Raw genomic sequence first — 26,560 nt, forward strand, 5'->3', positions numbered from 1 at the left:
GGTGGCCGCCGCCTTGGAGGCCGCGTAGGCGGCCATCTCGGCGCGCGGGGTGAGGCCCGCGTTGGAGGCGACCGTGACGATCGCGCCCCGCCGGCGCGGGATCATCCGGTGGACCACCGCCCGGGAGACCCGGAAGACGCCCTCCGCGTTGATCGCGAAGGTGGTCCGCCAGTCCTCGTCGGTGAGGTCGCGGACCTCGCCGAGCCGCAGCACACCGGCGTTGTTGACCAGGTGGTCGATCGGGCCGAGCTCCCGCTCGGCGGTGTCGACGGCGGCCTCGACCGAGGCGCTGTCGGTGACGTCGGCGGGGACGGCCGCCACCGTGAGGCCCTCGGCGGCCAGCTTGCCGGTGAGCTCGGCGAGGCGGTCGGCGTCCCGGTCCACGGCCGCGACCAGCGCGCCGCGAACGGCCAGCAGCCGGACCACGGCGGCGCCGATGCCGCCCGCCGCGCCGGTGACCAGTGTCACCTTGTTTCTCATGTGCGGACCTCCCTGGGGGACGCGGACCAACAGCTCGGGCCGCGGGTGGGTTGGGGGTGGTGCACGGGTCGGAACGGGATGGAGCAGGCAGTACAGGCAGTGCAGGCAGTACAGGCAGTGCAGGCAGTGCGGTGAGTACGGGACGTGCGGGCAGTGCAGGGCGTGCAGGGCGTGTGGGGCGTGCGCGGCACCGGCGGCCGCGCGCCCGGCGCTCAGGCGCGCCAGGCGGACACCACCGCGACCGCCTGGCCCGGGTTGAGCCGCGGGTCGCACAGGCTCGTGTACTTGTCGCCGACCCGGGCCAGCCCGGCCGCGTCGTCGGCGCACTCGGTCACGTCGTCGGGGGTGGTCTCCAGGTGCAGGCCCCCGGCGGCGGCGCCCTCCGCCCGGACCGCCTGCTGGAACGCCTCGACCTCCCGGACCAGGTCCGGCACCAGCCGGGTCTTGAGCCCGTCCGGCCCGGCGACGGTGTTGCCGTGCATCGGGTCGCTGAGCCAGACCACCGGGTGGCCGGCCGCGTGCACCGCCCTGACCAGCCCCGGGAGGACCTCGGCGGCGCGGTCGGCACCGAGCCGGGCGATCAGGGTGAGCCGACCGGGTTCCCGGCCGGGGTCGAGCAGGGCGCACAGCCGCAGCAGTTCCGCCGGGGTGGTGGTCGGACCGACCTTGCAGCCGACCGGGTTGACCACCGAGGCCAGCAGGGCGACGTGCGCGCCGTCCGGGTCCCGGGTCCGCTCGCCGATCCACGGGAAGTGCGTGGAGGCGAGCAGCGGGCGGCCCCGCGCGTCCCGGCGGAGCAGCGGCAGCTCGTAGTCCAGCAGCAGCGCCTCGTGGCTGGTCCACACCGGCGGACAGGCGACGGACGGGTCACCGGGGGCGAGCCGGGACAGGTGGTCCAGCACCCGGCGGGACGCCTCGTAGCCCGCCGCCAGCCGGCGCGGATCGGGGGTGCGGCGGACCGGGTCGGGTTCCGGGCCGTTGACCAGGTGTCCACGGTAGACCGGGAGTTCGACGCCGTCGCAGAGCTCGGTGGGGCTGGAGCGGGGCTTGGCGAACTGGCCGGCGATCCGGCCGATCCGGAGCACCGGGCGGTGGGTGGTGAGCTTCAGCCGCCCGGCCAGCAGGTCGAGCAGCGCGGCCTTGCGGGCGGTGTCGCCGGCGGTGCACTCCTGCGGGTCCTCGGCGCAGTCGCCGGCCTGGAGGACGTGCGCCTCCCCCCGCGCGACCCGGCCGAGCAGGGCCCGCAGCCGGTGCACGTCGGCGGCCGCGACCAGCGGCGGACGGTCGGCCAACTCCTTCTTGGCAGTGGCGAGTTCGAATGGATCGGGCCAGTCCGGCTGCTGCCCGGCGGGGCGGTCGGCGAGCTGTCCCAGGAGCAGGTGGTCCACTGACGTCTCCCTCCCGGACCGGCGGGGCCCCTACTGGTCGGCGAGGCCGCCGAGCAGTCCGGCCACCCGGACCACCCGGCGGGCCTGGAACTCCACGGCGGCGATGTTCTCCTCGTGCACCTGGCCCGGCACGTTCCGGGAGACCGCGCTGGCCCCGTACGGATTGCCGTTCTGCGGGCGGAACAGCACCGGGTCGGTGGAGCCGGTGGCCAGGATCAGCGAGCCCCAGTGGCAGAAGGCGTTGTGCAGCGCGAGGATCGCCGTCTCGTGGCCGCCGTGCGGCGCGGAACCCGAGGTGAACGCGGACACCGCCTTGTCGGCCAGCCCGCCGGGGATCGACAGCGGCGCCGTCGCGTCGACGAACCGCAGCACCGGCGCGGCCGGCAGGCCGAACCGCACCGGGGTGCCGATCAGGATGCCGTCCGCCCAGGCCAGGTCGTCGAGCGTGGCCACCGGGACGTCCGCGGTGCGGTCCCGCAGCTCCCGCGCGGCCTCCTCGGTACCCGGTACATAGGTGTCGTCCGGCAGGTCGGCGATCCGGCGCAGCCGCACCTCGGCGCCCGCCTTGCCGGCGGCGTCGGCCGCCGCCCCGGCCAGCCGGGCGACATTTCCGGTGGAGGACCAATAGATGACGGCAATGGTGGTCACAGCGGCGAACTCCTCGGTGACGTGGGCGCGTTCCACTGATCGTTGACCGTGGACGGCCGACCGGCCAACGGAGTTCCCGGCACTACGTCAGGTGGGGCCGCACTCCATCAAATACTCGGCGGCCACTTCTCCGGACGCCCCGCAAAGACCATGCCCGGCATTGACCCCCGCCCGGCCCGGCATTGACCCGGGGCCGACCTGACATTGACCGGGGCACTCACTTTTCCGGGCACGAATTGCTGCCTATCCTCGGCCACGGCACCGTTTTCGGTCCGTCACAGAGCCGAGGAGCAGTGATCCCGCAGTGAAGAAACCGCCGGCCGCCGACCCCAGAACCGGAGACCTGCGGCCGCTGATCGCCGAGGGTGTCTCGCCCTGGCTGGACGGGATCAACCGCGGCCTGGTCACCTCGGGCCTGCTCGGCCGGCTGATCGACCGCACCGGTCTGCGCGGCGCCACCACCAACCCCGCCCTGCTGACCGGACCGCTGCGCCACGACCCCGTCTACGCCGAGCAGTTGGCCCGACTGGCGGAGCACCACGTCTCCCCGGAGGGCTCGGTCTGGGCCGCCACCGTGCACGACCTGCGGCTGGTCTGCGAGGAGTTCCTCGGCGTCCACCGCGCCACCCACGGCCACGACGGCCTGGTCTCGGCCGACCTGGACCCCCGGCTGGCGCACGACGCCGCCGCGACCGTCGCCGAGGCCGTCGAACTGGCCCGCGCGGTGGACCGGCCCAACCTGCTGGTCAAGATCCCGGCCACCGCCGCCGGCCTCACCGCGATCCGCGACTGCGTCGGCCGCGGACTCGGCGTGCACGCCACCGGGCTGTACTCGGTGCGGCGCTACGGGCAGGTGGTGGACGCCTACTTCGACGGCCTGGAGCAGGCGCTCGCGGCCGGCCTCCCGCTGGCCGCGATCGCCTCGGTGGCCTCGCTCCCGGTCGGCCGGGTGGACCGGGAGATCGACCGGCGGCTGGCCGCGACCGCCGGCCCGGACGCCGCCGCGCTGCGCGGCCTCACCGCCCAGGCGGCGGCCCGGCTGATGTACCGGGCGTACGAGGAGCGGCTCGGCGACGGCCGCTGGCGCACCCTGCGCGCCTCCGGGGCCCGCCCCCAGCGGCTGCTGTGGACCGACTCGGCGCTGGGCGGGGCCGCCGCCCAGGCCCGGTACGTGGCCGGGCTGGTCTCCTGGGGCACCGCGCACGCGATGACCAGGCCGGTGCTGGACGAGGCGGTCCGCAAGCTCCGGCTGGAGGGCGACACCCTGCTCGGCCAGTACGAGGCGGCCCGGGCGGTGCTGGACCGGCTGGGCCGGCTCGGCATCGACTACGGCGCCGTCGCCCGGCGGCTGGAGGAGCAGAGCGTGCCGCTGCTGGTCGACCACTGGCTGCGCCTGCACACCGCCGTCGAGGGACGCCCGGCCGCCCGGCCCGGCGATCAGGAACCGGCCCGACTTCCCTTCCGCTGAATCATCCTGATGATCAGTCACTCGAGTACCACGGGCCCCGCCCGGACGGCCCGGACCTGTTCTTGACGGGAACAACCGCCCCCGCATACCTTCCGGATTGCAGGCCGTCACGCACTCCTTCCGTTCACGGGGTCCGGGCGCGTCTTGTGGATCCAGCCCGGACGAGGCCGCGGCGTCGGGGTGCGTGCACCGCAAGGCGGAGGTAGCGGCACCTCCCGGCCACCGGGCTGGGGGCGGAGCCGCTGCGATGGGGGCACCTCCCGGCCGCAGGGCCGGGGCGCGCGTGCCCTGGGGGGTACCTCCCGGCCGACGGCCGGGGGAGCGTCGCGGACCAGGGCCGATCCACACGACACGCCCCAGGGGGAGGGAAGGTCATGACGCGACGGTCCGCCGACTCAATCGCGTTCAGCGTCCTGGAACTGCTGGCCAGCGAGGCTCCGGCCGCCCAACTGGCGGAGCTGGTCGAGCAGGCCCGGCGCAGCTGCGAGTCCGCCCCGGAGCGGGAGGCGATCTGCCGGATCGAGCAGCTCGGCCTGTCCATCCGCTCCCGGTCCCAGCAGCGGCGCCGCCGCGAGGCCGGGCTGGCCGCGCTCGCCGACACCGCCCGCGACCTGGCCCTGCCCTACGAACTCGACAGCCTGCTGCGGGTGATCACCCGCCGGGCCCGGCTGCTGCTGGGCGCCGACCTCTCCTGCCTCACCACCGCCGAGCCGGCCGGCGGCGACAGCGTCCCCGGACCGGTCCGGATCCGCACCACCGACGGCCCGAGCGGCTCGCTTCGGGTCGGCCTGGCCGTCCCCGAGGGCTTCGGCCTGGGCGGCGGCGTCCCGGCCGACCCGGGACCGTTCTGGACCCCGGACTTCCTCGTGGACGAGCGGATCCGGCGCAGCCCGGTGGTCGACGCGGCGATCCGCGCCGAGGGGCTGCGCGCCGTGATGGCCGTCCCGCTCGGCCACCGCGCCCGCCCGTTCGGCACCCTGTACGTCGCCGAACGCGCGGTGCGCTACTTCACCACCGACGAGATCTCGCTGATGGCCGCGCTCGGCGACCTCGCCGGGGTGGCGATCGAGAAGGCCCGGCTGCTGGAGCGCGCCGCCCGGACCTCCCCCGCCGCGGCGGCCCCCGCCCGCCCCGCGGCCCGGCCCGGCGACCCGGCGACCCCGCCCGGCGCGACCGACCCGGTCGCCGAACTCGCCGAGGCCCACCGCGCCCTGGTCGACCTGGCGCTCTCCGGCCGCGACCCGCACGCCCTGGTCCGCGACGCCGGCCGCCGGCTCGATCTCGGCCTGCGGGTGTACGCGAGCGACGGCACCGTGCTGGCCTCGACCGGCGAACTGCCCGAACTCGACGGGCCGACCGTGGTCGCCACCGCCGTCGACACCCACGCGGCCGGCCGCCCGGTCCGGCTGGCCGGACCGCTGTGGGCGGCCCCGGTCCGGGCCGGCTCCACCGATCTGGGCACCCTGCTCGCCCGGCCGACCGGCCGACGGGCCGACCTGGCCGCGGAGTTCTGCCAGAGCATCGCCCAGGCGGTCGCGGTCGCCCTGCTGCTGGAGGGGCAGCGCTCGGCCGCCCCTGTCCGCCACGTCGGCGACGAACTGCTCGACGAACTGCTGAGCAGTCCGCAGCGCCCGCCCCGCCAGCTCGACGTCCGGGCCCGCCGGCTCGGCATCGACCTGTCCGCCGCGCACGTCCTGGTGGTCGCCCGGCCCGAGGGCGAGGCCCAGGGCAGGACCGCGACCTGGGCCGGGCTGTACGCCCACCGGATGAGCGGCCTCAAACGGGTCCACAACGGCCGGGCGGTGCTGCTGCTGCCCGGCAGCGACCCGGGCCGGGCCGCCCGCGCGGTCGCCGAGGAGCTCACCCCGCTGCTCGGCCTGCCGGTGACGGTCGGCGCGGCCGGGCCGGTCAGCGATCCGACCTCGGTCTTCCACGGCTACCAGGAGGCGCTGCGCTGCCTGGACGCGATGACCTCGCTGGGCGCGGTCGGCCGCGCCGCCTCGGCGCGCGAACTCGGCTTCGTGGGCGTCCTGCTGGCCGACAACCACGATGTCGAGGGGTTCATCGAGTCGGCGGTCGGCCCGGTGCTCGACTACGACCGGCAGCGGCTGACCGAGCTGACCCGCACCCTCCAGGCCTGGTTCGACACCGGCAACAGCCCGACCCACGCCGCCCAGCGGCTGCACGTCCACCCCAACACGGTGGCGCGCCGGCTGGAGCGGATCGGCGAACTGCTCGGCCCGGACTGGCTGAAGCCCGAGCGCTCCTTCGAGATCCAGCTCGCGCTCAGGCTCAGCCGGGTGCGCCGCACCCTGCTCGACCGGGTGGCCCGCGCCGAGCCCGGCCGTCCCGGAGACGCGACGGGCGACCCGACGGGCGACCCGACGGGCGACCGGCCGGGCGGTCCGACGGGCAGCCCGACCGACCGACCGGACCGGACCGACCGGACCGGCCCCGCCAACTGAACCCGCCACCTCAGTACAGCCGGTCGTCGCCGCGGGCCAGCACCGCGACCGCGTGCGCCGCCGAGGCCAGGGTGATGTGCCGGTGCCAGCCGCCGAACGAGCGGCCCGCGAAGTCCCGTACCCCGACCCGGTCGGCGGTCCTGGTGAAGTCCAGGTCCACCCGGTCGGCCAGCCGGGCCAGCCGCACCAGCGCGGCCACCGGCAGGTCCACCAGGTCGGTGAGCCACAGCTCGGCCGGCCAGCGCCCGCCGGCCGCGCCCATCCCGAGCAGCAGCAGCTCCCCGCCACCGCGCCGGCCCCGGCCCTGGCGGGCGCCCCCGGGCCCGGCCGGACGCACCCGGACGGCGGCGACCAGCCCGCCGCGCAGTTCGCCGGACGGGTCGGACCAGACCACCGGCCGGCGCAGTTCCCGGGCCGCGGTGAGCAGTTGGCAGGCGGGCCCCGGTCCGGCCGGGTGGCCCGGCAGCGGCGCGACCGGCCGCAGCGGGAACGAGCCGCTGATCCGGGCCAGCATCGGCAGCCGCTCGCCCCGCATCCGGCGCACCAGCCGCAGCCCGTCGGCGTCCCTGGCGTCCGCGACCACCGGGCGCACTGGCAGCCCCCAGCGGGCCGGCAGGCCGAGCACCGCCTCCAGGGCGCAGTCGCCGAGGCTCTCGGCGTCGACCTCGTCGGGGATCAGCGCCTGGCTGCGCCGCGGCGCGTCCTCCAGCCAGGTCCGCGGCAGGTGCAGCCGCCAGTTGACCGGGCCGCTGAAGCTCTCCGAGGCGGCCCAGACGCCCACCGCCTGCTGGGCGTTGAGCACCTGGCCGAGGGCCGGTATGAAGCGGCGGTCCACCCCCACCGAGTGGTCGCCGGCCTTGGGGACGACCATCGGCCGCAGCACGTAGGCCTGCGGCGGGGCGATCCGGGCGAGGTGCTGGGCCAGCGCCTGGCGGACCGGTCCCCAGTCCCAGGTGGAGCTGGTGATGAAGTGGTGCAGGCTCTGCTCGGCGGCCGGGCCGCCGACCACCGTGGCGATGTTGCGGATCGACTTGCGTCCGCGTGCGCCCAGCAGCCCGCGCAGGTACTGGGCGCCCTTGCGCCGCTGGTCGCTGCGCGGCAGCGAGGCGAACAGCACGCCGCACAGCTCCTTGAGCAGCACCTCGTGCGAGGCGTCGAGCAACTGCGCGTCCTCCGGCGGAGCCTGGGGGTCCGTCGGCAGGGTTCGGGTCGTGGCCGGGCCGCTCATCGGTTCCCCTCGAATGGCGGATGACTGCGCCGTGCTCACGCTAGGGTGCGCGCCCCGCTCCGCTAAGGTGCGCGGCCCACCCGTCCGGCGCGGACGGTGGTGGCCCGGCCACCGGAGTCCCGCCCGCCGGTGCGGCGGGTCCGGATTCCGGTGTGCCGGGCCCGGTGCCCGGTCAGGCGGTGAAGTCGGCCACGTGGTCGCGGGCCCACTCGGCGAAGGTCCGGGCGGGGCGGCCGGTGAGCTGCTCCACCGTGTCGGACACCTCGGTCGGGACGCCGTCGGAGCCGGCCCAGTAGCCGACCACCGCGTCCATCACCCAGATCGGGACGATCGGGGCGAGGGCCTCGCGCGCCTCGGCGTCGGTCAGCTCCTCGAACTCCAGCGGCCGCCCGAGCGCCTCGGCCAGGTCGGCGAGCTGCTCGCGCTGGGTGATCGACCGGGGGCCGCTGATGAAGTACGCCCGGTTCTCGTGGCCCTCGCCGGTGAGCGCCGCCACCGCGACCGCGGCGATGTCCTTCTCGTGGATCGCGTCGCTGTGCGACTCGGGGTACGGGAAGCGGATCCGCCCCTCGGCCCGGATCGACTCCGGCCAGCCCCACATCAGGATGTTGGTGGCGAAGTTGTGCGGCCGCAGGAAGGTGTACGCGATCCCGGAGGCGAGGACGGCGTCCTCGACCGCGCGGTGCATCTCCACGATCGGCTTCTGCACCGGGAAGGCGTCCACCACGGTCTGCGAGGAGAGCACCACCACGTGCCGCACGCCGGCCTCCCGCGCCGCGGCGAGGAAGCCGGCCGTGCCCTGCGGCACCGCGTAGAGGAACACCTTGTCGACGCCGGCCAGCGCCGGGCCGTAGGTGTCCGGGTCGGTGAGGTCGAGCGCCGCGGTGTCGACCGGGGCGGGCGGTGCCAGTTTCTCCGGGGTCCGGGCGCCGGCCCGGACGTCGGCGCCGGCCACCAGCAGCTGCGCCAGCACCTCGGCGCCGACCTGGCCGGTCGCCCCGGTGACGAGGATCTTGCCCATGGGTACGGCTCCAATTCGGGATGTCAGGGGTCGGGATGTCAGGGGTCGGGATGTCAGGGGTCGGGTGGTGGGAGGTGGGATCAGGAGGTGGGACTCGGGCCGGCCGGCCTGCGGCGCGGCGAGGAGAACCGCTTCGTGATCGGTGCCTCGACCAGCCGGTACAGGATCCAGGAGAGCAGCACGGTGACCCCGATCGCGAGCAGCAGCAGGCCGATGCCCTCGGGGGTCGAGTACAGCTTGGTGCCGAGCAGGTCGCGCATCTCGGTCAGCACGACGAAGTGCAGCAGGTAGAAGGCGAAGGAGATCTCCCCGAGCCAGGTCATCGCCCGGTTGCGGAAGGGCGTGAACCGGCCGTCCCGGTCGGCGATCGCGGCGGACGCGACCAGCAGCGCGATCGGCACCACGGTGGTGACCCGCTGGGCGTACAGGTAGGGCACCCAGCGGGTGGCCACGTAGCCGGCCACCAGGAGCAGGCCGGACCAGACCATGCCGATGTCCCGCCAGCGCCCGGAGCGCACCGCGAGGGCGACCAGGATGCCGAGCGCGAAGTCCAGCAGCCGCACCGGCGGGAGCACGTAGGAGAACCAGTACTGCACCACCGAGGAGTCGTAGCCGCCGGGGACGCCGGGGGTGTCGGGCAGCACCAGGTAGGCCAGCGCCGGGGTGGCGACGATGGCGGCGACGGTGCCGCCGATCCAGAGGAACAGCCGCTCCGGCCGGATCCGCCGCAGCGCCCGGTGCAGCAGCGGGAAGGAGAGGTAGAAGACCAGCTCGGCGCCGAGCGACCAGCTGGGCGGGTCGACGCTGAAGTAGGTATTGAAGTCGGGTATCCAGACCTGCAGCATCAGCAGGTTGAGGACGGCCGTGCGGACCGGGGTGTAGGAGCCCGCGAAGAAGATCATGGCCAGCGCCCAGGCGACCACGTAGTTGGGGACGATCTTGACCAGCCGGCGCCGCCAGAAGCCGGTGGCGGTGTCGCCCGGACGGGCCGACCAGGTGAGCACGAAGCCGCTGAGCACGAAGAAGAACGCCACCCCGAGGCCGCCGGCCTGGTCGGCGAGGTCGACGAAGCGGAACTCGGTGCTGTCGTCGGCGAAGAACCGCAGGGTCGGGATCGGCAGGGCGGCGTGGTACGCGAAGACCGCAAGGGCGGCGGGGAAGCGCAGGCCGGTCAGGGACGGCAGACGACTGGCGGAGGGCTGCGTCGTCCGCGCTCCGCTCCCGCCGGCGGGTCTCGGTCCCGGCTGGGCGAGGAGTCGGTCGGTGGCCATGTGGTTCCGTCCTTGGGTGTCGAGCGGTGGGTCGGAGCAGTAGCAGGCCGTCCCGACCCGGAGGCCAAGTAAACTACTCCGTGCAGATGAGAGATTGCACCGATCGGTGTAGCATCTATGTCAGGTCGGGGGACACCCCGTCCCCGTCCGGCTTTCCGCCCGAGACCAGGGAGTTGACGAACGATGCCGCGATCCGCCGCCGCCCGTCCGCACCTCCCGCAGGATCGGCCCCATGCGTGCAGCGTTCATCCCGAGGCTCGGACCGGCGTCGGACATCCGCTACGGCGAGGTGCCCGAGCCGGTCCCCGGGCCCACCGATGTCCTGGTCGACGTGGCCGCCGTATCGGTCAACCCGGTCGACACCTTCGTCCGCTCGGGGCTCTTCCGGACCCCCCTGCCCTTCCCGTTCGTGATCGGCCGGGACCTCGTGGGCACCGTGGTCCGGGCCGGCCCCGGCGCCCCCCGCTTCGCCCCCGGTGACCGCGTCTGGACCAACAGCCTCGGCCACGACGGCCGGCAGGGCGCGGCCGCCGAACGGGCCGCCGTCCCGGCCGACCGGCTCTACCACCTGCCCCCGGGCGTGGACCCGACGACGGCCGTCGCCGTGGTCCACCCCGCCGCCACCGCGTACCTCGCCCTGTTCACCCACGGCGGGCTGCGCACCGGCGAGACCGTGCTGGTCGGAGGCGGCGGCGGCAACGTCGGCGGCGCCCTGATCGTGCTGGCCGCCGAGGCCGGCGCCCGGGTGGTCGCCACCGCGCGGCCCGCCGACGCGGAGCACTGCCGGGCCCTCGGTGCCACCGAGGTCCTCGACTACCGCGCCCCCGACCTGCTCGACCTGGTCCGCGCCGCCTCCCCCGGCGGTGTCGACCTCCACCTCGACACCTCCGGCACCAACGACCTCACCACCGCCGTCGACCTGCTCGCCCCGCGCGGCCGGATCGTGCTGCTCGCCGGCGCCCGCTCCCGCCCCGAACTGCCCGCCGGACAGCTCTACATGAAGGACGGCTCGATCCGCGGGTTCGTCATCTCGCACGCCTCCGGCGCCACCGTCAACCGGCTGCTCGCGGCCGGCCGGCTGCGGCCCCGGGCCCTGGAGGTCCGGCCGCTGAGCGCCGCCGCCGAGACCCACCAGCGGCTGGAGAAGGGCGAGTTGAACGGCCGCCGGGTGGTCCTGACGACGCCCGGCCGGTAGCCGCCGACCGCCACCGCTTCGCCGCCCCTGTCCCCCGTCCGCCTCCCCGACGCCCCCGAAAGGCTCCCCATGTCCCCGTCCGCCGGTGCCGAGCAGGCCGCCGGGCCACGCCGTTCGGGCCTCCTGCTGGCCCTGCTGGCGTTCGCCCAGTTGATCGTCTCGATCGACTACAACATCGTCTACGTGGCGCTCCCGGAGATCGGCAGCGGCCTCGACTTCTCCGCCCAGAACCTGCAGTGGGTGGTCAGCGCCTACGCGGTCGCCTTCGGCGGCTTCCTGCTCTTCGGCGGCCGCGCCTCCGACCTGTTCGGCCGCCGCCGGATGTTCGTCCTCGGCCTGCTGCTGTACGCCGGCTCCTCGCTGCTCGGCGGCCTGGCCAACACGCCCGGCCTGCTGATCGCGGCCCGTGCCCTCCAGGGCCTCGGCGGCGCCTTCCTGTTCCCCGCCACCCTCGCCCTGGTGGTGCTCAGCTTCACCGAGGGCCGCGAACGCAACCGGGCGCTCTCGGTCTGGGCCGCCGCCGGCGCCAGCGGCATGATCATCGGCTCGCTGGCCGGCGGGGTGCTCACCCAGGCCTTCGGCTGGGAGGCGGTGTTCTACGTCAACGTGCCGCTGGCGGGCGGCGCCGCCCTGCTCGCCCCCCGGCTGATCGGCGCCGACGGACCGCGCGACGGGTCCCGCTCCTTCGACCTGCCCGGCGCGCTGACCGCCACCGCCGGGGCCACCCTGGTGGTCTTCACCCTGGTCCAGGGCCCGGCCTCCGGCTGGACCTCGCCGACGGTGCTCACCACCGCCGTGCTCGGCCTCGGCCTGCTCGCCGCCTTCGTGGCGATCGAGTCCCGGACCGCCGACCCGCTGATGCCGCTGCGGCTGTTCCGCAACCGCAACCTGTCCACCGGCGTGCTGACCACCTTCCTGTTCATGGCCAGCTTCGGCACCCTGCTGTACTTCCTGACCGTCTACTTCCAGACCGTGCACGAGTACAGCGCGCTGCGCACCGGCGTCGCCTTCCTGGTCCCGATGGTCTGCGGCTTCGTCGGCTCGATGCTGGGCGGCCGGCTCGCCACCCGGTTCGGCGCCCGCAACACCCTGATCGCCTCCTACCTGTTCGGCGCGCTCGGCACCGCCGCGACCGCGCTGACCATGGCGCCGGACGGCACGTACGTCGCGCTGCTGCCCGGCCTGATCGTGCTGAGCCTGTGCCAGGGCGTCATCTTCACCACGATGTTCTCCGCCTCCGCGACCGGCGTGCACCCCTACGAGCAGGGCATCGCCTCCGGCATCGTCTCCACCGGCCAGCAGGTCGGCAGCGCGGTGGGCCTCGGCATCCTGGTGGCGATCGCCAACGCCGGCACCGACGGCCTGACCGGCGAGGCCCTCCGCTCCGCCACCACCGACGGCCTGCGCACCGCCGTCCTGGTCGCCACCGGCGGCATCGTCGCACTCGTCCTGGTCGCGCTCGGCTTCGAGCGCGCCCCCCGCCGGGCCGGGGCCGCCGCCGAGAACGCCTCCGCCAAGAGCCTCGCCTGACCCCGACGCTCCCCCGCACCTCCCCCGACCCTTCCCCACTCCCGAGGAGAATCCCGCCATGCCCTTCGCCGCCAGCCCCAGCGCCCGTGTCTCCTACACCGTGGAGGGCTCCGGCCACCCGCCCCTGGTCTTCGTGCACGGCACCGGCTTCGGCGCCGCGGGCACCTTCGGCCACCTCACCGGTGACTTCACCGACAGCCGCACCGTCCTGCTGCCGGACTTCGCCGGCTGCGGGGACACCGAGGACGACGGCCGCGAGCTGACCCCCGAGCTGCTGGCCGAGCAGATCGCCGCCGTGATCGAGGCGGCCGGCGACGGCCCGGCCGACGTGGTCGGCTTCTCGCTCGGCTCGGTGGTCGCCGCGACCCTCGCAGCGCTCCGCCCGGAGCTGGTGCGCAGCCTGGTGCTCACCGCCGGCTGGAGCCACCCGGACGACGCCTACCTGCGCAACCACATGACCACCTGGCGCGCCATCAGCGGCGACGCCGAGGCCTTCGGCCGGTTCGGCACCCTGACCGCGTTCAGCCGCGACCACCTGAACTCGCTGGAGCCCGACGCGCTCGAGGGCATCATCAAGGGCAACGAGCCCACCGAGGGCGCGCTGCGCCACATCGACCTCAACCTGAGCGCCGACATCCGCCCGCTGCTGCCCCGGATCACCGCCCGCACCCTGGTGATCGGCTGCACCCAGGACGCCACCGTCCCGGTCGGGCTCTCCCGGGAGCTGGCCGACGCCATCGCCGGCAGCACCTACGCGGAGATCGACAGCGGCCACGTGGTCGTCTACGAGCAGGGCGCCGAGTGGTCCCGGCTGGTCCGCGAGTTCGTCCTCCAGGAGGGCTAGGGGTTGCCCGAGGTGACTTTGCAAAGTTCTTGCGCACTTTGCAAAGTCACCTCGGGACTTTGCAAAGTCGCCTCGGCGCCCCCAGATTCCCCCTCCCGCCCCGGGTACTGACACCTCATCACCCAGGGCGTAGGGTGGCGGGCGTGGACGAACTGACCTTCCGCAGCAAGGACCGTTTCCGCTGGTCCTGGCACTTCGCCGCCCTGGTCGGAGTCGCCGCGGCCGCGGCCGGCGCCCGGGTCGTGCACGACTTCGGGGCGGCGGGTCTCGCCTGGGCGATCGGCGGGACCGCCGTGCTCGCCCTCCCCTCCCTGCTGCTCCGCGGACGGTGGAGCACGGTGGGCCCCTCCGGGATCACCTTCCACCGACCCCTCGCCCGGCGCGGCCGCACCTACCCCTGGCACGAGATCCGGTGGCTGGAGGTGTACGGGACGGACCGCCGCTTCGGGGAGTTCCGCACGCTCCAGGTCCACTTCACCGACGGGCGCAGCCGCTTCCTGAACGGCCTGGTCCAGGACCGCACCCACCCCTCCCCCGGCTTCGACGCCGACGCGCGGCGGGTGCGCAACTGGTGGGAGCTCAGCACCGACCCCGCCGACCGGGTGCGGCCCCCGAAGAAGTTCCTCGACCTGCCGACCTCCCAGTTGGTCGCCCTGGTCGCGCTCCTCGCGGCAGGCACCGCCCTCCCGGCGCTCGTCCTCCACTACTGGTAGCCGCGCCCCTGCCGCACCCCCGCCCGCTCCTCCCACCGCGCCGCCCGGGCACAGCACCTGGACCGGAAGCCGGTGGTGACGCCGGATCACCCGGGGCGTAGGGTGCCCGCCGTGGACGAACTGATATTCCGGGGGCGTGACCGCTACCGCCCGTCCTGGTCGCACCTGGCGGTCCTGCTCGTCCTGCTGGTCGCCCAGGGGTTCGCCGCCGCGCACGGGCTCGGCACGGTGGGCTTCCTCTGGCTCGCCGGCGGCACGCTGGCGCTCTCCGGCCTGGGCCTGTGGGTCACGGTCCGCAGCTGGAGCCGGGTCGGCCCCGAGGGCATCACCATCTGCTGGGGCTTCGGGCGCGGCCGCACCTACCCCTGGGCCCGGATCCGCTGGATCGACGTCCGCACGGTCGAGTCCCAGGGCAGCGCCAGCTCCCAGGTGCGGATGTTCGTCGCCGGCGGGCGGCGCCGGGCGCTGCCGGGGCTGCTGCACAGCGACCTGTACCCGTCCCCGGACTTCGACGAGCAGTACCACCGGGTGCGCAACTGGTGGGAGCTGAACACCGACGCCTCGGCCCGGGTCGAGCCCGTCCGGCAGTTCCGGGACCGGATCACCGTGACCGTGGCCGCCGTCCTCGCCTCCCTGGTCATCGCCGCCGTCGGCGCCGTGATCGTCCTCCGGTAGCCGCCGTCCTCCGGCAGTCGTCTTCTTCCGATGGTCGCCCTCCGGCAGCCGCTGCGACCGACCCCCCTCACCCACCGCGACCGCCCCGATCCGGACGGTTCCCACGGCGTGCCGGACCGCCGTTGGCAGCGGACGGCCGTCCCCTGTGACACTGGAGGCGCTCGAAAACCGAGGTGCGCTCCGCCGCCCCTCCTTGCGAACCTAGAGGGATGCCCGCCGTGAGTTCTCCCGCAGTCCAGTCCGCCGCCGAGCCCGCCCGGAGCGAGGCGCCCGGCATCGGCGAGCTGGCCGCGCGCCTGCCCGAGCTGACCCTGCGCGACCAGGTCCGGATCGGCCGCCGACTGGACGGCGCCCGCCGGGTCCGCAAGGACGAGGCCCGCGCGCAGATCGCCGCCGAGATCGCCTCCGACATCGACAAGGCCGAGCTGCTGGTCGAGCGGCGGCGGAACGCGGTGCCGGCGATCCGGTACCCCGCCGAGCTCCCGGTCAGCCAGAAGAAGGACGAGATCCTCGCCGCCGTCCGCGACCACCAGGTGGTGATCGTGGCCGGTGAGACCGGCTCCGGCAAGACCACCCAGATCCCCAAGATCTGCCTGGAGCTGGGCCGCGGCGTGCGCGGCCTGATCGGCCACACCCAGCCCCGCCGGATCGCCGCCCGCACGGTGGCCGAGCGGGTCGCCGAGGAGCTGGACAGCCCGCTCGGCGAGGCGGTCGGCTGGAAGGTCAGGTTCACCGACCAGGTCGGCCCGGACACCCTGGTCAAGCTGATGACCGACGGCATCCTGCTCGCGGAGGTCCAGACCGACCGCGAGCTGCGCCAGTACGACACCCTGATCATCGACGAGGCGCACGAGCGCAGCCTCAACATCGACTTCCTGCTCGGCTACCTCAAGCAGCTGCTGCCCCGCCGCCCCGACCTCAAGGTGATCATCACCTCGGCGACCATCGACCCCGAGCGGTTCGCCCGGCACTTCGGGGACGCCCCGATCGTCGAGGTCTCCGGCCGCACCTATCCGGTCGAGGTCCGCTACCGCCCGATCGTGGACGAGGACGAGGACGGCGACACCGACGAGGTCGACCGCGACCGCGACCAGATCCAGGCGATCTGCGACGCCGCCGAGGAGCTCCAGGCCGAGGGGCCGGGCGACATCCTGGTCTTCCTCTCCGGCGAGCGCGAGATCCGGGACACCGCGGACGCGCTCGACAAGCTCAGGCTGAAGCACACCGAGGTCCTGCCGCTCTACGCCCGGCTGAGCTCGGCCGAGCAGCACAAGGTGTTCCAACGCTCCTCCTCCCGTCGGATCGTGCTGGCCACCAACGTCGCCGAGACCAGCCTCACCGTCCCCGGCATCAAGTACGTGATCGACCCGGGCAGCGCCCGGATCTCCCGCTACAGCCACCGCACCAAGGTCCAGCGGCTGCCGATCGAGGCGATCAGCCAGGCCAGCGCCAACCAGCGCAAGGGCCGCTGCGGCCGTACCTCGGACGGCATCTGCATCCGGCTCTACTCGGAGGAGGACTTCCTCTCCCGCCCCGAGTTCACGGACGCCGAGATCCTGCGCACCAACCTGGCCTCGGTCATCCTCCAGATGACCGCCGCCGGCCTCGGCGACATCGCCGCCTTCCCGTTCCTGGACCCGCCGGACTCGCGCAACATCAAGGACGGCATCAGCCTCCTGCACGAACTGGGCGCGCTCGACCCGGCCGAGAAGGACCTCCGCAAGCGGCTCACCCCGCTCGGCCGCAAACTGGCCCAGCTCCCGGTGGACCCGCGGATGGCCCGGATGGTGCTGGAGGCGGACCGGAACGGCTGTGTGCGGGACGTCATGGTGATCGCCGCCGCGCTCTCCATCCAGGACCCGCGCGAGCGCCCCGCCGAGAAGCGCCAGGCCGCCGACGAGCGGCACCGCCGGTTCAGCTCCGAGAGCTCGGACTTCCTCGCCTTCCTCGCCATGTGGCGCTACGTGCGCGAGCAGCAGCGCGAGCTCTCCTCCTCCGCGTTCCGCCGGATGTGCAAGGCGGAGTTCCTCAACTACCTGCGGATACGGGAGTGGCAGGACATCTACTCCCAGCTGCGCACGGTCGCCAAGCAGCTCGGCGTCACCATCGAGGAGGCCCACGAGGACGCCGAGCCGGACGCGGACCGGATCCACCAGTCCCTGCTGGCCGGCCTGCTCTCGCACATCGGCCTGTTCGACGTGGAGAAGCGGGAGTACGGCGGCGCCCGGGGCGCCCGGTTCGCGGTCTTCCCCGGCTCCGGCCTGTTCAAGAAGCCGCCGCGCTGGGTGATGTCGGCCGAGCTGGTGGAGACCTCCCGGCTCTGGGCCCGGATCAACGCGAAGATCGAACCCGAGTGGGTCGAGCCGCTGGCCGCGCACCTGGTGAAGCGCAGCTACAGCGAGCCGCACTGGGAGAAGAAGTCCGGGGCCGTCCTGGCGTTCGAGAAGGTCACCCTCTACGGGGTGCCGGTCGTCGCCGCGCGGAAGGTCAACTACGGCCGGATCGACCCGGAGCTCTGCCGCGAGCTGTTCATCCGCAACGCCCTGGTCGAGGGCGACTGGGAGACCCACCACCGCTTCTTCGCGGAGAACCGCAAGCTGCTCGGCGAGGTCGAGGAGCTGGAGAACCGGGCCCGCCGCCGGGACATCATGGTCGACGACCAGACCCTGTTCGAGTTCTACGACGGCCGGCTGCCCGAGGACATCGTCTCCACCCGGCACTTCGACGCCTGGTGGAAGAAGACCCGGCACGAGCAGCCCGACCTGCTCAACTTCGAGAAGTCGATGCTGATCAACGACGCCGCGGGCGGCGTCACCGAGGCCGACTACCCGGACCACTGGGTGCAGGGCAAGCTGCGGTTCGTCCTCACCTACCAGTTCGAGCCGGGCAGCGACGCGGACGGCGTGACCGTCCACATCCCGTTGCCGGTGCTCAACCAGGTCACCGCGGAGGGCTTCGACTGGCAGATCCCGGGCCTGCGCGAGGAGCTGGTGACGGCCTGGATCAAGTCGCTGCCGAAGGCGGTGCGGCGCAACTTCGTCCCCGCCCCGGACTTCGCCCGCGCGGCGATCCGCGAGCTGAGGAACCACCAGGAGCGCCAGGAGCCGCTGCTGCCGGCCCTGGAGCACATCCTGAAGCGCCTGACGGCGGTCACCGTGCCTCCGGAGGCCTGGGACGAGGAGCGGGTCCCGGAGCACCTCAAGGTGACCTTCCGGGTGGTGGACGGGCGCAAGAAGCTCGCCGAGTCCAAGGACCTGGAGGAGCTGCGGCTGCGGCTGAAGCCGAAGCTGAAGGAGACGCTCTCCTCGGCCGCCTCCGGCCGGGGCATCGAGCAGTCCGGGCTGACCGCCTGGCCGGCCGGGCTGCCGGTGCTCCAGCGGACCTTCGAGCAGCGTTCCCGGGGCCACTCGCTGCGCGCCTACCCGGCGCTGGTGGACGAGGGCGAGTCGGTCGGCGTGAAGCTGTTCGACACCCCGGAGGCGCAGCAGCGGGCGATGTGGGAGGGCACCCGGCGGCTGCTGATGCTCTCCACCACCTCGCCCGCGAAGTCGATCCAGGGCCGGCTGGGCAACCAGGCCAAGCTGGCGCTGTCGTACAACCCGCACGGCTCGGTCCCGGCGCTGTTCGAGGACGTGGTGGCCTGTGCGGCGGACCGGCTGATGGCCCGGGCCGGCGGACCGGCCTGGGACGAGGCGGCGTTCGCGGCGCTGCGGGACAAGGTCAGGGCGGACCTGTACGACCTCTCGGCGGACACCACGCTGAAGACGGCGACGGCGCTGATCGCCTTCCACAAGGCGACCACCCGGCTGAAGTCGGTGAGCAGCCCGGTGCTGCTGAACGCGGTGAACGACATCCGGCTGCACCTGGCCTCGCTGGTGCACCCGGGCTTCGTCACGGCGACCGGCTGGCAGCGGCTGCCGGACCTCAAGCGCTATCTGCTGGCGGTGGACCGCCGGCTGGAGGCGCTGCCCAACCATCCGCAGCGGGACGCCCAGCAGTTGCTGAAGGTGCAGCAGGTCCAGCAGGCCTACGGGGAGCTGCTGGCGGCGGTGCCGGCCGGGCGGCAGCCCTCGGCCGAGGTGCTGGCGATCCGCTGGATGATCGAGGAGCTGCGGGTCAGCTTCTTCGCCCAGTCGCTGGGCACCCCGTCGCCGGTGTCCGAGAAGCGGATCCTGAAGGCCATGGAGGCGGCCAGGGCCGCGCTCTGACCCCTCGCCCTCCCTCCGGCCCGCCTGAGCTGCGGACGGGCCGGAGGGGGCGCCCGGGAGCCGGTTCGACCTGGGGGCCCCGCATGGGCTACAGTCTGTCTTGTTCGCAGCGCGGCAAGCGAAGCGAACAAGATCAGGAAACACTCTGGTCCTGTGGAGCAGTTGGTTAGCTCGCCACCCTGTCAAGGTGGAGGTCGCGGGTTCAAGTCCCGTCAGGATCGCCTCAGCCGAGAGGCCCGGAACCGTTTGGTTCCGGGCCTCTCGCGTTTCACCGGCCACTCCTCTATCCCGGAGTCAGCCGGATCACAAGTGAACGCCCGCGTGACGGTCGTCACGCACCCCTTCCGGGAACCGACCGTTCGGACACCCTTCCCCGAACCCGCTAATTTAATATGTAAAATTGTACTGCTATTCACAGTAAATCCCCCCCACCTCCCCACCATCGAATCGTTATCCGGAGTTCAACATTCCGGTGGATCGCGCGAGGACGACAGCCGATCCGGCGACAGTGCAGCCGGTACGACAGAGCTGTAGAAGAAGTACGCGGGCACAGAAAAAGGGGCTGCTTACCGGACCCGGCGGAGTCCGGTAAGCAGCCCCTTTCGAAGAGCCTTGAGCGAGGCTCTGTCAGGCCTCGGTTCGCTGGGCCGGAATACCGGCCAGCAGGGCGCGCACCTCCGCCTCACGGTATCGGCGGTGCCCGCCCAGCGTGCGGATGGACGTGAGCTTGCCGGCCTTGGCCCAGCGCGTCACGGTCTTGGGATCCACACGGAACATGGTGGCGACCTCTGCCGGCGTCAGCAGAGGTTCGGCATCGGGGGTACGAGCGGTCATGAGCGGCCTCCTCGGGAGAACCGAACCAGGGCGGTTCTATCCTTCAAATTCTGCACCTTGGCCCGCGATGCCCGAAATGGCATAGACGGGCCGAGTCGGTTATAGGACGAACGGCTTGTCCTGGTGTCTACAACTACACCATCCGTCCAGCCCTATCGACCAAACCGCCAAAATTGACCCCTCACGGGTTCAAGGCCGACGGATGGCGATGGACCACCCCATAACGGGCAGTCACCTTATAGTGACATTCGGTTACGAGCGGACCAGACCCGCCGTTTTCCCGCAAAGCGCGCATCGACTCCAGAACCACCCAAAAGTGGGCACGCTCGCGTGAAGTTGGGCTGGTTGTCCCATTTTTGCACATAGGGGTAAGTTCGCGTCAACGGTGAGTAGTGTCACGTTCGGTAGGTATTGACCCGAACCAGGACCTTGGTCATGCGGCTCGGGCCGTAGGACTCTTCCAGTCTTACAAGTACCACCGACACCCCCACCGGCCAGCGATGACGCCGCCTCGGCCCGGCCCTCCCACCGGCCCCGGCCGCTCAGTTGGCGTGGCGCAGCGCCAGCACCCGCCGCCAGCGCACGGTCAGCGCCTCGTACGCGCGCAGTGCCTCCGCCGCGTCCCCCGCCCGCAGCGCCCGCAGCCCGTCCTCCAGCTCCCCCGCCGAACGGTCCGCCAACAGCCGCTCCGGCCCCAGCAGATGCACCAGCCCCCCGTAGTCCAGTTCCACCAGCGACCGCGGATGGAACTCCTCCAGCCACCGCCCGACCTGCTCCGCCCCCCGCACCAGCTCCCCTTCCGGCACCGCCTCGCGCAGCGCCCGGTACGCCCGGGCCACCCGGCGGCGCGCCTGCGCCATGGGCGTCAGATAGAACAGTGACGCCCCGTCCCCCCGTTCCCCTTCCTCCCCCTTCTCCCCCCTCTCTGCGGGAACGAAGCATCGATCCTCGTCCCCGAACGGGAGGAACCACCGGACCGGCACCTCCCAGCGGCTGGTGAGGATCCACGGCCGGGCGTCCGGGTGCTCGGCCCGCCAGCGCTCCCGGTCCGCCTCCGCCACCTCCCGGGTGGCCGGCGGCAGCGCGGTGTCCAGCAGCGCCACCGGCGCCCCCGCCCGCAGTTCCTCCAGCGCCTGCCAGGTGCGCAGCCTGGTCGCCCAGGGGCAGACGTACAGCACCCCGTCCACCAGCCGGACGAAGGCCCGCTCGGCCTCCCGGTCCGGCAGGGCCCGCGGGGTCCGGCCGATCAGCTCGGCCAGGGCGGAGCGCTGCTCGGCCAGGGCCGCCGCGGCCACCGAGCGGTCCGCCTCGGGCGCGTCGGGACCGTGCTCCGCCGCGTAGGCCTGCCAGCGCGCCCGCTCGGGTTCCGGATAGGCGGCCAGCGGCTCGTAGACCCGCAGGTGCGCGGCGTAGGGCGGCAGCACGGAAGTACGGACGACGGTCACGTCCTGCATCGTCCCACGCACCCCCCGCCGCCCGGGAGCAGTCGGTCGGACCGGTCCGGTGACGGCCCGTTCGCGGACGCACCCGCAGTGCGCGAACGGGCTGATGGCGGCCCTGCCGTCCCAGCATTCGGACAGTGGTACCGAGCTTCGCCAAGGGGGCGGACCGGCGGGGCCCGCGCGACTACGCTTCGCCTTAGGCGCCCGCACCACCGCAGCGGGCCTCGAATACTGGAGTCACCACAGTGACCGACGTACAGACCGCCGCCACCACGCACTCCGCACCCGGCGTGCTCGGCAGGATCTTCGGCAACTCCCAGGACGGCGCCACCGGCGACGGCCACGAGCAGGTCGTGCTCTGCCACGACCGCTCCTCCGGACTGAAGGCGATCATCGCCATCCACTCCACCGCCCTCGGCCCGGCCCTCGGCGGGACCCGGTTCTTCCCCTACGCCTCCGAGGAGGCGGCGCTGGAGGACGCGCTCAACCTGTCCCGCGGCATGTCCTACAAGAACGCGCTCGCCGGCCTCGACCTCGGCGGCGGCAAGGCCGTCATCATCGGCGACCCGAACAAGGTCAAGAACGAGGCGATGCTCCGCGCCTACGGCCGCTTCGTCGAGTCGCTGCGCGGCCGCTACATCACCGCCTGCGACGTGGGCACCTACGTCCAGGACATGGACGTCGTGGCGCGCGAGACCGAGTTCGTGACCGGCCGCTCGCCCGAGAACGGCGGCGCCGGGGACTCCTCCATCCTGACCGCCTTCGGCGTCTTCCAGGGCATGCGCGCCTCCGCCCAGGCCCGCTGGGGCCAGCCGACCCTGCGCGGCAAGCGCGTGGGCGTCGCCGGCGTCGGCAAGGTCGGCCACTACCTCGTCGGCCACCTGGTCGCGGACGGCGCCGTCGTGGTCGTCACCGACCCCTTCGAGGCCGCCGTCAACCGCGTGCGGGCGGCCCACCCGGAGGTGGAGGTCGTCGCCGACACCGCCGCGCTGCTCCAGGCCAAGCTGGACGTCTACGCCCCCTGCGCGCTCGGTGGCGCCCTGACCGACGACACCGTGGCCGCGCTGGGCGAGTTCGGCACCTCCGTCGTCTGCGGCGCCGCGAACAACCAGCTGGCCCACCCGGGCGTCGAGAAGGACCTCGCCGACCGCGGCCTGCTCTACGCCCCGGACTACCTGGTGAACTCCGGCGGTGTCATCCAGGTCGCCGACGAGATCGACGGCTTCAACTTCGAGCGCGCCAAGAACAAGGCGACGAAGATCTTCGACACCACCCTGGAGATCTTCACCCGGGCCGCCGCCGACGGCGTGCCGCCGGCCGTCGCGGCCGACCGTCTCGCGGAGAAGCGGATGCGCGAGATCAGCGCGCTGCGCTCGGTGCTGCTGCCGGCTGCCCGCCGGGGCTGATCCGGACCGGTGTGCGCGGGGGACGGCCGAGCGCCGTCCCCCGCGCATCACAATGTGGAACCGGATTCTCGATTCTGCCTCCGATCGGGTGATCCGAAGCCCCCCTAGGGGGGATAATCGGTCCGGGAACAACGGACCCGAGACACCTCCGGACAGCGTGCAGAAAGCCGCAATACCTCCCCTGACCTGGGACGACCTGGTCGCGGGTGCGGCCGGTGCGCGCCACGTCACACTGACGACGTACCGTCCAGCGGCAGAAACAGGTACCGTTAATGCTCCAAGGGACGGTCCTCCCCATTCGGGCAGGCCGCTCTTGATCATGAACACGTGTCAGACTCGGGGCCGTGAGCCCCATCGTTGAGGGGGTCGACCCATGGGGCGCGGCCGGGCCAAGGCCAAGCAGACGAAGGTCGCCCGCGAGCTGAAGTACAACAGCGGCGGGTTCGACGCCAATCGTCTCTCCAGCGAGCTGGGCGTATCGCCCTCCACCTCCCCGATCGAGCCGGAGCCGATCGAGGAGGACGAGGAGGACGACGATCCCTACGCGGAGTACGCGGCTCGTTACGCCGATGACGACGAGGACGACGACGCCGAGTCGGGTACCGGGCCTTCCCAGGCCCGCCGTCGCGCGTAGTCTCCCAGTCTGACCGGACCGGCCAGGTGCCCAGTGCACCAGGCCGGTCTTTCGGCGTTCCCGCGCCCTCCTGGGCTCCGTCCGGCGGCCCTGCGCCCGCACCTGGGCGGCACCGCCCGGAGACCCGCACAGGACCCCGCACAGGACCTTGCACGAAGGCCCCGCCGGCACGCTGCCGACGGGGCCTTCCGCGTTCACGTCCAGGTGCTCAGCCGGCCACGAAGCCCTCGTAGGCGTTGTAGAGGGCCGCGCCGTCCGCGTGCTCGGCGGTGCGGTCGACGATGTCGCCCAGCACCCAGGACTCCACGCCCCGGTCCTCCAGGACCGACAGCACGGTGTCCACCGAGTGCGCCGGGACGACCGCGACCATGCCGACGCCCATGTTGAGCGTCTTCTCGATCTCCAGGGTGGCCACCTTGCCGACCTCGGCGACGGTCCGGAAGACCGGCAGCGGGGTCCAGGTGCCGCGGTCCAGGCGGGCGTGCAGCCCGGCCGGGATCACCCGGGCCAGGTTGGCCGCCAGGCCGCCACCGGTCACGTGCGAGAAGGCGTGCACCTCGGCGGCCCGGATCAGCGCCAGGCAGTCCAGCGAGTAGATCCGGGTCGGCTCCAGCAGCTCCTCGCCGAGGGTGCGGCCGAACTCCTCGACCTTGCGGTCCAGCTTCCAGCCGGCCTGGTTCAGCAGCACGTGGCGGACCAGCGAGTAGCCGTTGGAGTGCAGACCGGAGGCGGCCATCGCGATCACCACGTCACCGGCCCGGACGCGCTCGGCGCCCAGCAGCGCGTCCGCCTCGACCACACCGGTGCCGGCACCCGCGACGTCGTACTCGTCCGGCCCGAGCAGGCCCGGGTGCTCGGCGGTCTCGCCGCCGACCAGGGCGCAGCCGGCCAGGGCGCAGCCCTCGGCGATGCCCTTGACGATCGCGGCGACCCGCTCCGGGACGACCTTGCCGACGCAGATGTAGTCGGTCATGAAGAGCGGCTCGGCGCCGCAGACCACGATGTCGTCGACGACCATGCCGACCAGGTCGTGGCCGATGGTGTCGTGCTTGTCCATGGCGGCCGCGATGGCCACCTTGGTCCCCACCCCGTCGGTGGCCGAGGCCAGCAGCGGCCGCTCGTAGTTCTTGAAGGCGGAGACGTCGAAGAGGCCGGCGAAGCCGCCGAGACCGCCGACCACCTCGGGGCGGTTGGCCTTCTTCACCCACTGCTTCATGAGCTCGACGGCGCGGTCGCCCGCCTCGATGTCGACGCCGGCGGCGGCGTAGGTGGCACCGTTCTGGTCGGTAGTCACTGCTGTGCGGCCCTTTCGGGTCTGTGGTGGGGGACGGAACAGCGGTGGGGCCCCGGATCGCGGGACCCCACCGAGGGTTCTTACGGGCGGCGCAGCGCGTCGGCCGCGCCCGCCCCGCCGAGCAGCGACTGGACGCCGTCCAGGTCGCTGCCGCTGGTCGGCTTGCCGCGGACCGCGGGGGCCTGCTGGCCGCCCTTGATCTCGGCCTCCAGCAGGAGCTTGCCGAGCAGCGCCGGGTCGGGCAGCTCCATCGGGTACTCGCCGTCGAAGCAGGCCCGGCAGAGCCGGTCCTTCGGCTGCTTGGTGGCCTCGATCATGCCGTCGATCGAGATGTAGGAGAGCGAGTCCGCGCCGAGGGTGCGGCCGATCTCCTCGATGGTCATGCCGTTGGCGATCAGCTCCGCGCGGGTCGCGAAGTCGATGCCGAAGAAGCACGGCCACTTGACCGGCGGGGAGGAGATCCGGATGTGGACCTCGGCCGCGCCCGCCTCGCGGAGCATCTTCACCAGCGCGCGCTGGGTGTTGCCGCGGACGATCGAGTCGTCCACGACGACCAGGCGCTTGCCCTGGATGACCTCGCGCAGCGGGTTCAGCTTCAGCCGGATGCCGAGCTGGCGGATGGTCTGGCTGGGCTGGATGAAGGTGCGGCCCACGTAGGCGTTCTTCACCAGGCCGGAGCCGTACGGGATCCCGCTGGCCTCGGCGTAGCCGATCGCGGCCGGGGTCCCGGACTCGGGCGTCGCTATCACCAGGTCGGCCTCGACCGGGGCTTCCTTCGCCAGGCGACGGCCCATCTCCACCCGGGAGAGGTGCACGTTGCGGCCGGCGATGGAGGTGTCCGGGCGGGCGAGGTAGACGTACTCGAAGACGCAGCCCTTGGGCTTGGCCTCGGCGAACCGGGAGGTCCGCATGCCGTTCTCGTCGATGGCGATGAGCTCGCCGGGCTCGACCTCGCGGATGAAGGAGGCGCCGCAGATGTCCAGCGCCGCCGTCTCGGAGGCGACCACCCAGCCGCGCTCCAGCCGGCCCAGCACCAGCGGGCGGATGCCCTGCGGGTCACGGGCGGCGTAGAGCGTGTTCTCGTCCATGAAGACGAGCGAGAAGGCGCCCTTGACCTTGGGCAGGACGACCTTGGCCGTCTCCTCGATCGAGAGGTCCGGGTGGCCGGCGAGCAGCGCGGTCACCAGGTCGGTGTCATTGGTCGCGGCCGACCGCCCGGAGCGGGAGACGTGCTCCTCGCCGGGGAGTTCGGCGACCATGGCCGCCAGTTCGGCGGTGTTCACCAGGTTTCCATTGTGACCGAGGGCCAGGGAGCCGTGCACGGTCGCCCGGAAGGTCGGCTGGGCGTTCTCCCAGACCGAGGAACCGGTGGTCGAGTAGCGGGCGTGTCCGACGGCGATATGCCCGTGCAACGACCCCAGGGAGGCCTCGTCGAAGACCTGGGAGACAAGTCCCATGTCCTTGAAGACGAGAATCTGGGAGCCATTGCTCACTGCGATGCCCGCGGATTCCTGACCGCGGTGCTGCAGGGCGTAAAGGCCGAAGAACGTGAGCTTGGCGACCTCCTCGCCGGGAGCCCAGACACCGAAGACGCCGCAAGCGTCCTGGGGGCCTTTCTCACCGGGAAGAAGATCGTGGTTGAGTCTTCCGTCACCACGTGGCACGCCTTCGAGTCTAGGACAGTCGGCCCGGCTTTCCGGACCCCGGGCGGCCGCTGTCGCGCGGGCCGCTCCGGGTAACGCGCGTAGACAAAACCCCTTACCCGGCCCGGATTTCGGCGGTCCCCGATTCGGCGGCGACGCGGTTGCCCTTGCGG

20 protein-coding genes and 1 tRNA gene are annotated in these 26,560 nt (G+C 73.0%); 11 read left to right on the forward strand and 10 right to left on the reverse strand.

Features of this window, described 5'->3' with window-relative positions; genetic code table 11:
• The 3 genes from VR45_RS19095 to VR45_RS19105 all read right to left on the reverse strand — a co-directional run.
• A partial coding sequence (locus VR45_RS19095; RefSeq protein WP_045941018.1) for an SDR family NAD(P)-dependent oxidoreductase occupies positions 1-480 on the reverse strand: 480 nt, incomplete at its 3' end.
• 212 nt (positions 481-692) lie between these two features.
• Positions 693-1,868, reverse strand: a complete 1,176-nt coding sequence (locus tag VR45_RS19100) for a 3-deoxy-7-phosphoheptulonate synthase (RefSeq protein ID WP_045941007.1) — start codon at positions 1,866-1,868, stop codon at positions 693-695.
• A 30-nt stretch (positions 1,869-1,898) separates the two neighbouring features.
• Positions 1,899-2,516: an NAD(P)H-dependent oxidoreductase gene (locus VR45_RS19105; RefSeq protein ID WP_045941019.1), complete on the reverse strand. Its 618-nt coding sequence runs from the start codon at positions 2,514-2,516 to the stop codon at positions 1,899-1,901.
• Between the two features lie 304 nt (positions 2,517-2,820).
• Between VR45_RS19105 and VR45_RS19110 the strand changes: the two genes are divergently transcribed.
• Both VR45_RS19110 and VR45_RS19115 read left to right on the forward strand, forming a co-directional pair.
• Positions 2,821-3,984: a transaldolase family protein gene (locus VR45_RS19110; protein WP_052709205.1), complete on the forward strand. Its 1,164-nt coding sequence runs from the start codon at positions 2,821-2,823 to the stop codon at positions 3,982-3,984.
• Between the two features lie 374 nt (positions 3,985-4,358).
• Positions 4,359-6,449, forward strand: a complete 2,091-nt coding sequence (locus tag VR45_RS19115; RefSeq protein ID WP_063772509.1) for a helix-turn-helix domain-containing protein — start codon at positions 4,359-4,361, stop codon at positions 6,447-6,449.
• Between the two features lie 10 nt (positions 6,450-6,459).
• Here the strand turns inward: VR45_RS19115 and VR45_RS19120 are convergent, their stop codons facing one another.
• The 3 genes from VR45_RS19120 to VR45_RS19130 all read right to left on the reverse strand — a co-directional run bounded on the left by VR45_RS19120 (position 6,460) and on the right by VR45_RS19130 (position 9,969).
• Positions 6,460-7,677 carry a transposase gene (locus VR45_RS19120; RefSeq protein WP_078896661.1) on the reverse strand — a complete coding sequence of 406 codons (1,218 nt, stop codon included), beginning with the start codon at positions 7,675-7,677 and terminating at the stop codon, positions 6,460-6,462.
• Between the two features lie 172 nt (positions 7,678-7,849).
• Positions 7,850-8,698, reverse strand: coding sequence for an NAD(P)H-binding protein (locus tag VR45_RS19125; protein ID WP_045941008.1), 849 nt, complete (start codon positions 8,696-8,698; stop codon positions 7,850-7,852).
• 80 nt (positions 8,699-8,778) lie between these two features.
• Positions 8,779-9,969: an acyltransferase gene (locus tag VR45_RS19130; RefSeq protein WP_045941009.1), complete on the reverse strand. Its 1,191-nt coding sequence runs from the start codon at positions 9,967-9,969 to the stop codon at positions 8,779-8,781.
• Positions 9,970-10,201: 232 nt separating this feature from the next.
• Between VR45_RS19130 and VR45_RS19135 the strand changes: the two genes are divergently transcribed.
• From VR45_RS19135 to VR45_RS19165, 7 genes are all read left to right on the forward strand, one after another.
• Positions 10,202-11,164, forward strand: a complete 963-nt coding sequence (locus VR45_RS19135) for an NADPH:quinone reductase (RefSeq protein WP_045941010.1) — start codon at positions 10,202-10,204, stop codon at positions 11,162-11,164.
• A gap of 69 nt (positions 11,165-11,233) precedes the next feature.
• A complete protein-coding gene (locus VR45_RS19140; protein WP_045941011.1) occupies positions 11,234-12,694 on the forward strand; it encodes an MFS transporter in 1,461 nt (486 codons plus the stop codon).
• Positions 12,695-12,752: 58 nt separating this feature from the next.
• The gene (locus tag VR45_RS19145; RefSeq protein WP_045941012.1) at positions 12,753-13,538 is read left to right on the forward strand and encodes an alpha/beta hydrolase; all 786 of its coding nucleotides are present in this window, start codon (positions 12,753-12,755) and stop codon (positions 13,536-13,538) included.
• Between the two features lie 143 nt (positions 13,539-13,681).
• Positions 13,682-14,251 (forward strand): hypothetical protein, encoded by a 570-nt coding sequence (locus VR45_RS19150; protein WP_045941013.1) that lies wholly within the window; start codon positions 13,682-13,684, stop codon positions 14,249-14,251.
• A gap of 111 nt (positions 14,252-14,362) precedes the next feature.
• Entirely contained in the window at positions 14,363-14,926 is a 564-nt protein-coding gene (locus VR45_RS19155; protein ID WP_159394266.1) for a hypothetical protein, read from the forward strand.
• 275 nt (positions 14,927-15,201) lie between these two features.
• On the forward strand, positions 15,202-19,134 hold the full coding sequence (gene hrpA / locus VR45_RS19160) for an ATP-dependent RNA helicase HrpA (RefSeq protein ID WP_234326043.1): 3,933 nt from the start codon (positions 15,202-15,204) through the stop codon (positions 19,132-19,134).
• 147 nt (positions 19,135-19,281) lie between these two features.
• Positions 19,282-19,355 (forward strand) — tRNA-Asp (locus VR45_RS19165).
• 406 nt (positions 19,356-19,761) lie between these two features.
• Here VR45_RS19165 and bldC read toward each other — a convergent pair.
• Positions 19,762-19,968 carry a developmental transcriptional regulator BldC gene (gene bldC, locus VR45_RS19170; protein ID WP_014137253.1) on the reverse strand — a complete coding sequence of 69 codons (207 nt, stop codon included), beginning with the start codon at positions 19,966-19,968 and terminating at the stop codon, positions 19,762-19,764.
• A 542-nt stretch (positions 19,969-20,510) separates the two neighbouring features.
• Positions 20,511-21,422: a hypothetical protein gene (locus tag VR45_RS19175; RefSeq protein ID WP_045941016.1), complete on the reverse strand. Its 912-nt coding sequence runs from the start codon at positions 21,420-21,422 to the stop codon at positions 20,511-20,513.
• 278 nt (positions 21,423-21,700) lie between these two features.
• Between VR45_RS19175 and VR45_RS19180 the strand changes: the two genes are divergently transcribed.
• Positions 21,701-22,816 (forward strand): Glu/Leu/Phe/Val dehydrogenase dimerization domain-containing protein, encoded by a 1,116-nt coding sequence (locus VR45_RS19180; protein ID WP_233290105.1) that lies wholly within the window; start codon positions 21,701-21,703, stop codon positions 22,814-22,816.
• A gap of 373 nt (positions 22,817-23,189) precedes the next feature.
• Complete coding sequence (locus tag VR45_RS19185) at positions 23,190-23,450, forward strand: DUF3073 domain-containing protein (protein WP_030392262.1); 261 nt, start codon at positions 23,190-23,192, stop codon at positions 23,448-23,450.
• Positions 23,451-23,658: 208 nt separating this feature from the next.
• Here the strand turns inward: VR45_RS19185 and purM are convergent, their stop codons facing one another.
• Complete coding sequence (purM, locus tag VR45_RS19190) at positions 23,659-24,744, reverse strand: phosphoribosylformylglycinamidine cyclo-ligase (protein WP_045941017.1); 1,086 nt, start codon at positions 24,742-24,744, stop codon at positions 23,659-23,661.
• An 80-nt stretch (positions 24,745-24,824) separates the two neighbouring features.
• The gene (gene purF, locus VR45_RS19195; protein ID WP_030306023.1) at positions 24,825-26,408 is read right to left on the reverse strand and encodes an amidophosphoribosyltransferase; all 1,584 of its coding nucleotides are present in this window, start codon (positions 26,406-26,408) and stop codon (positions 24,825-24,827) included.
• Positions 26,409-26,560 lie beyond the last annotated feature (152 nt).

The sequence above is a fragment of the Streptomyces sp. NRRL S-495 genome (assembly GCF_000966955.1).
Taxonomy (GTDB): domain Bacteria; phylum Actinomycetota; class Actinomycetes; order Streptomycetales; family Streptomycetaceae; genus Kitasatospora; species Kitasatospora purpeofusca.

Coding starts and splice junctions, on each gene's coding strand:
- VR45_RS19115 (WP_063772509.1), top strand. CDS start 4,359: ATGACGCGACGGTCCGCCGACTCAATCGCGTTCAGCGTCCTGGAACTG.
- VR45_RS19120 (WP_078896661.1), bottom strand. CDS start 7,677: ATGAGCGGCCCGGCCACGACCCGAACCCTGCCGACGGACCCCCAGGCT.
- VR45_RS19125 (WP_045941008.1), bottom strand. CDS start 8,698: ATGGGCAAGATCCTCGTCACCGGGGCGACCGGCCAGGTCGGCGCCGAG.
- VR45_RS19130 (WP_045941009.1), bottom strand. CDS start 9,969: ATGGCCACCGACCGACTCCTCGCCCAGCCGGGACCGAGACCCGCCGGC.
- VR45_RS19135 (WP_045941010.1), top strand. CDS start 10,202: ATGCGTGCAGCGTTCATCCCGAGGCTCGGACCGGCGTCGGACATCCGC.
- VR45_RS19140 (WP_045941011.1), top strand. CDS start 11,234: ATGTCCCCGTCCGCCGGTGCCGAGCAGGCCGCCGGGCCACGCCGTTCG.
- VR45_RS19145 (WP_045941012.1), top strand. CDS start 12,753: ATGCCCTTCGCCGCCAGCCCCAGCGCCCGTGTCTCCTACACCGTGGAG.
- bldC (WP_014137253.1), bottom strand. CDS start 19,968: ATGACCGCTCGTACCCCCGATGCCGAACCTCTGCTGACGCCGGCAGAG.
- VR45_RS19175 (WP_045941016.1), bottom strand. CDS start 21,422: ATGCAGGACGTGACCGTCGTCCGTACTTCCGTGCTGCCGCCCTACGCC.
- VR45_RS19185 (WP_030392262.1), top strand. CDS start 23,190: ATGGGGCGCGGCCGGGCCAAGGCCAAGCAGACGAAGGTCGCCCGCGAG.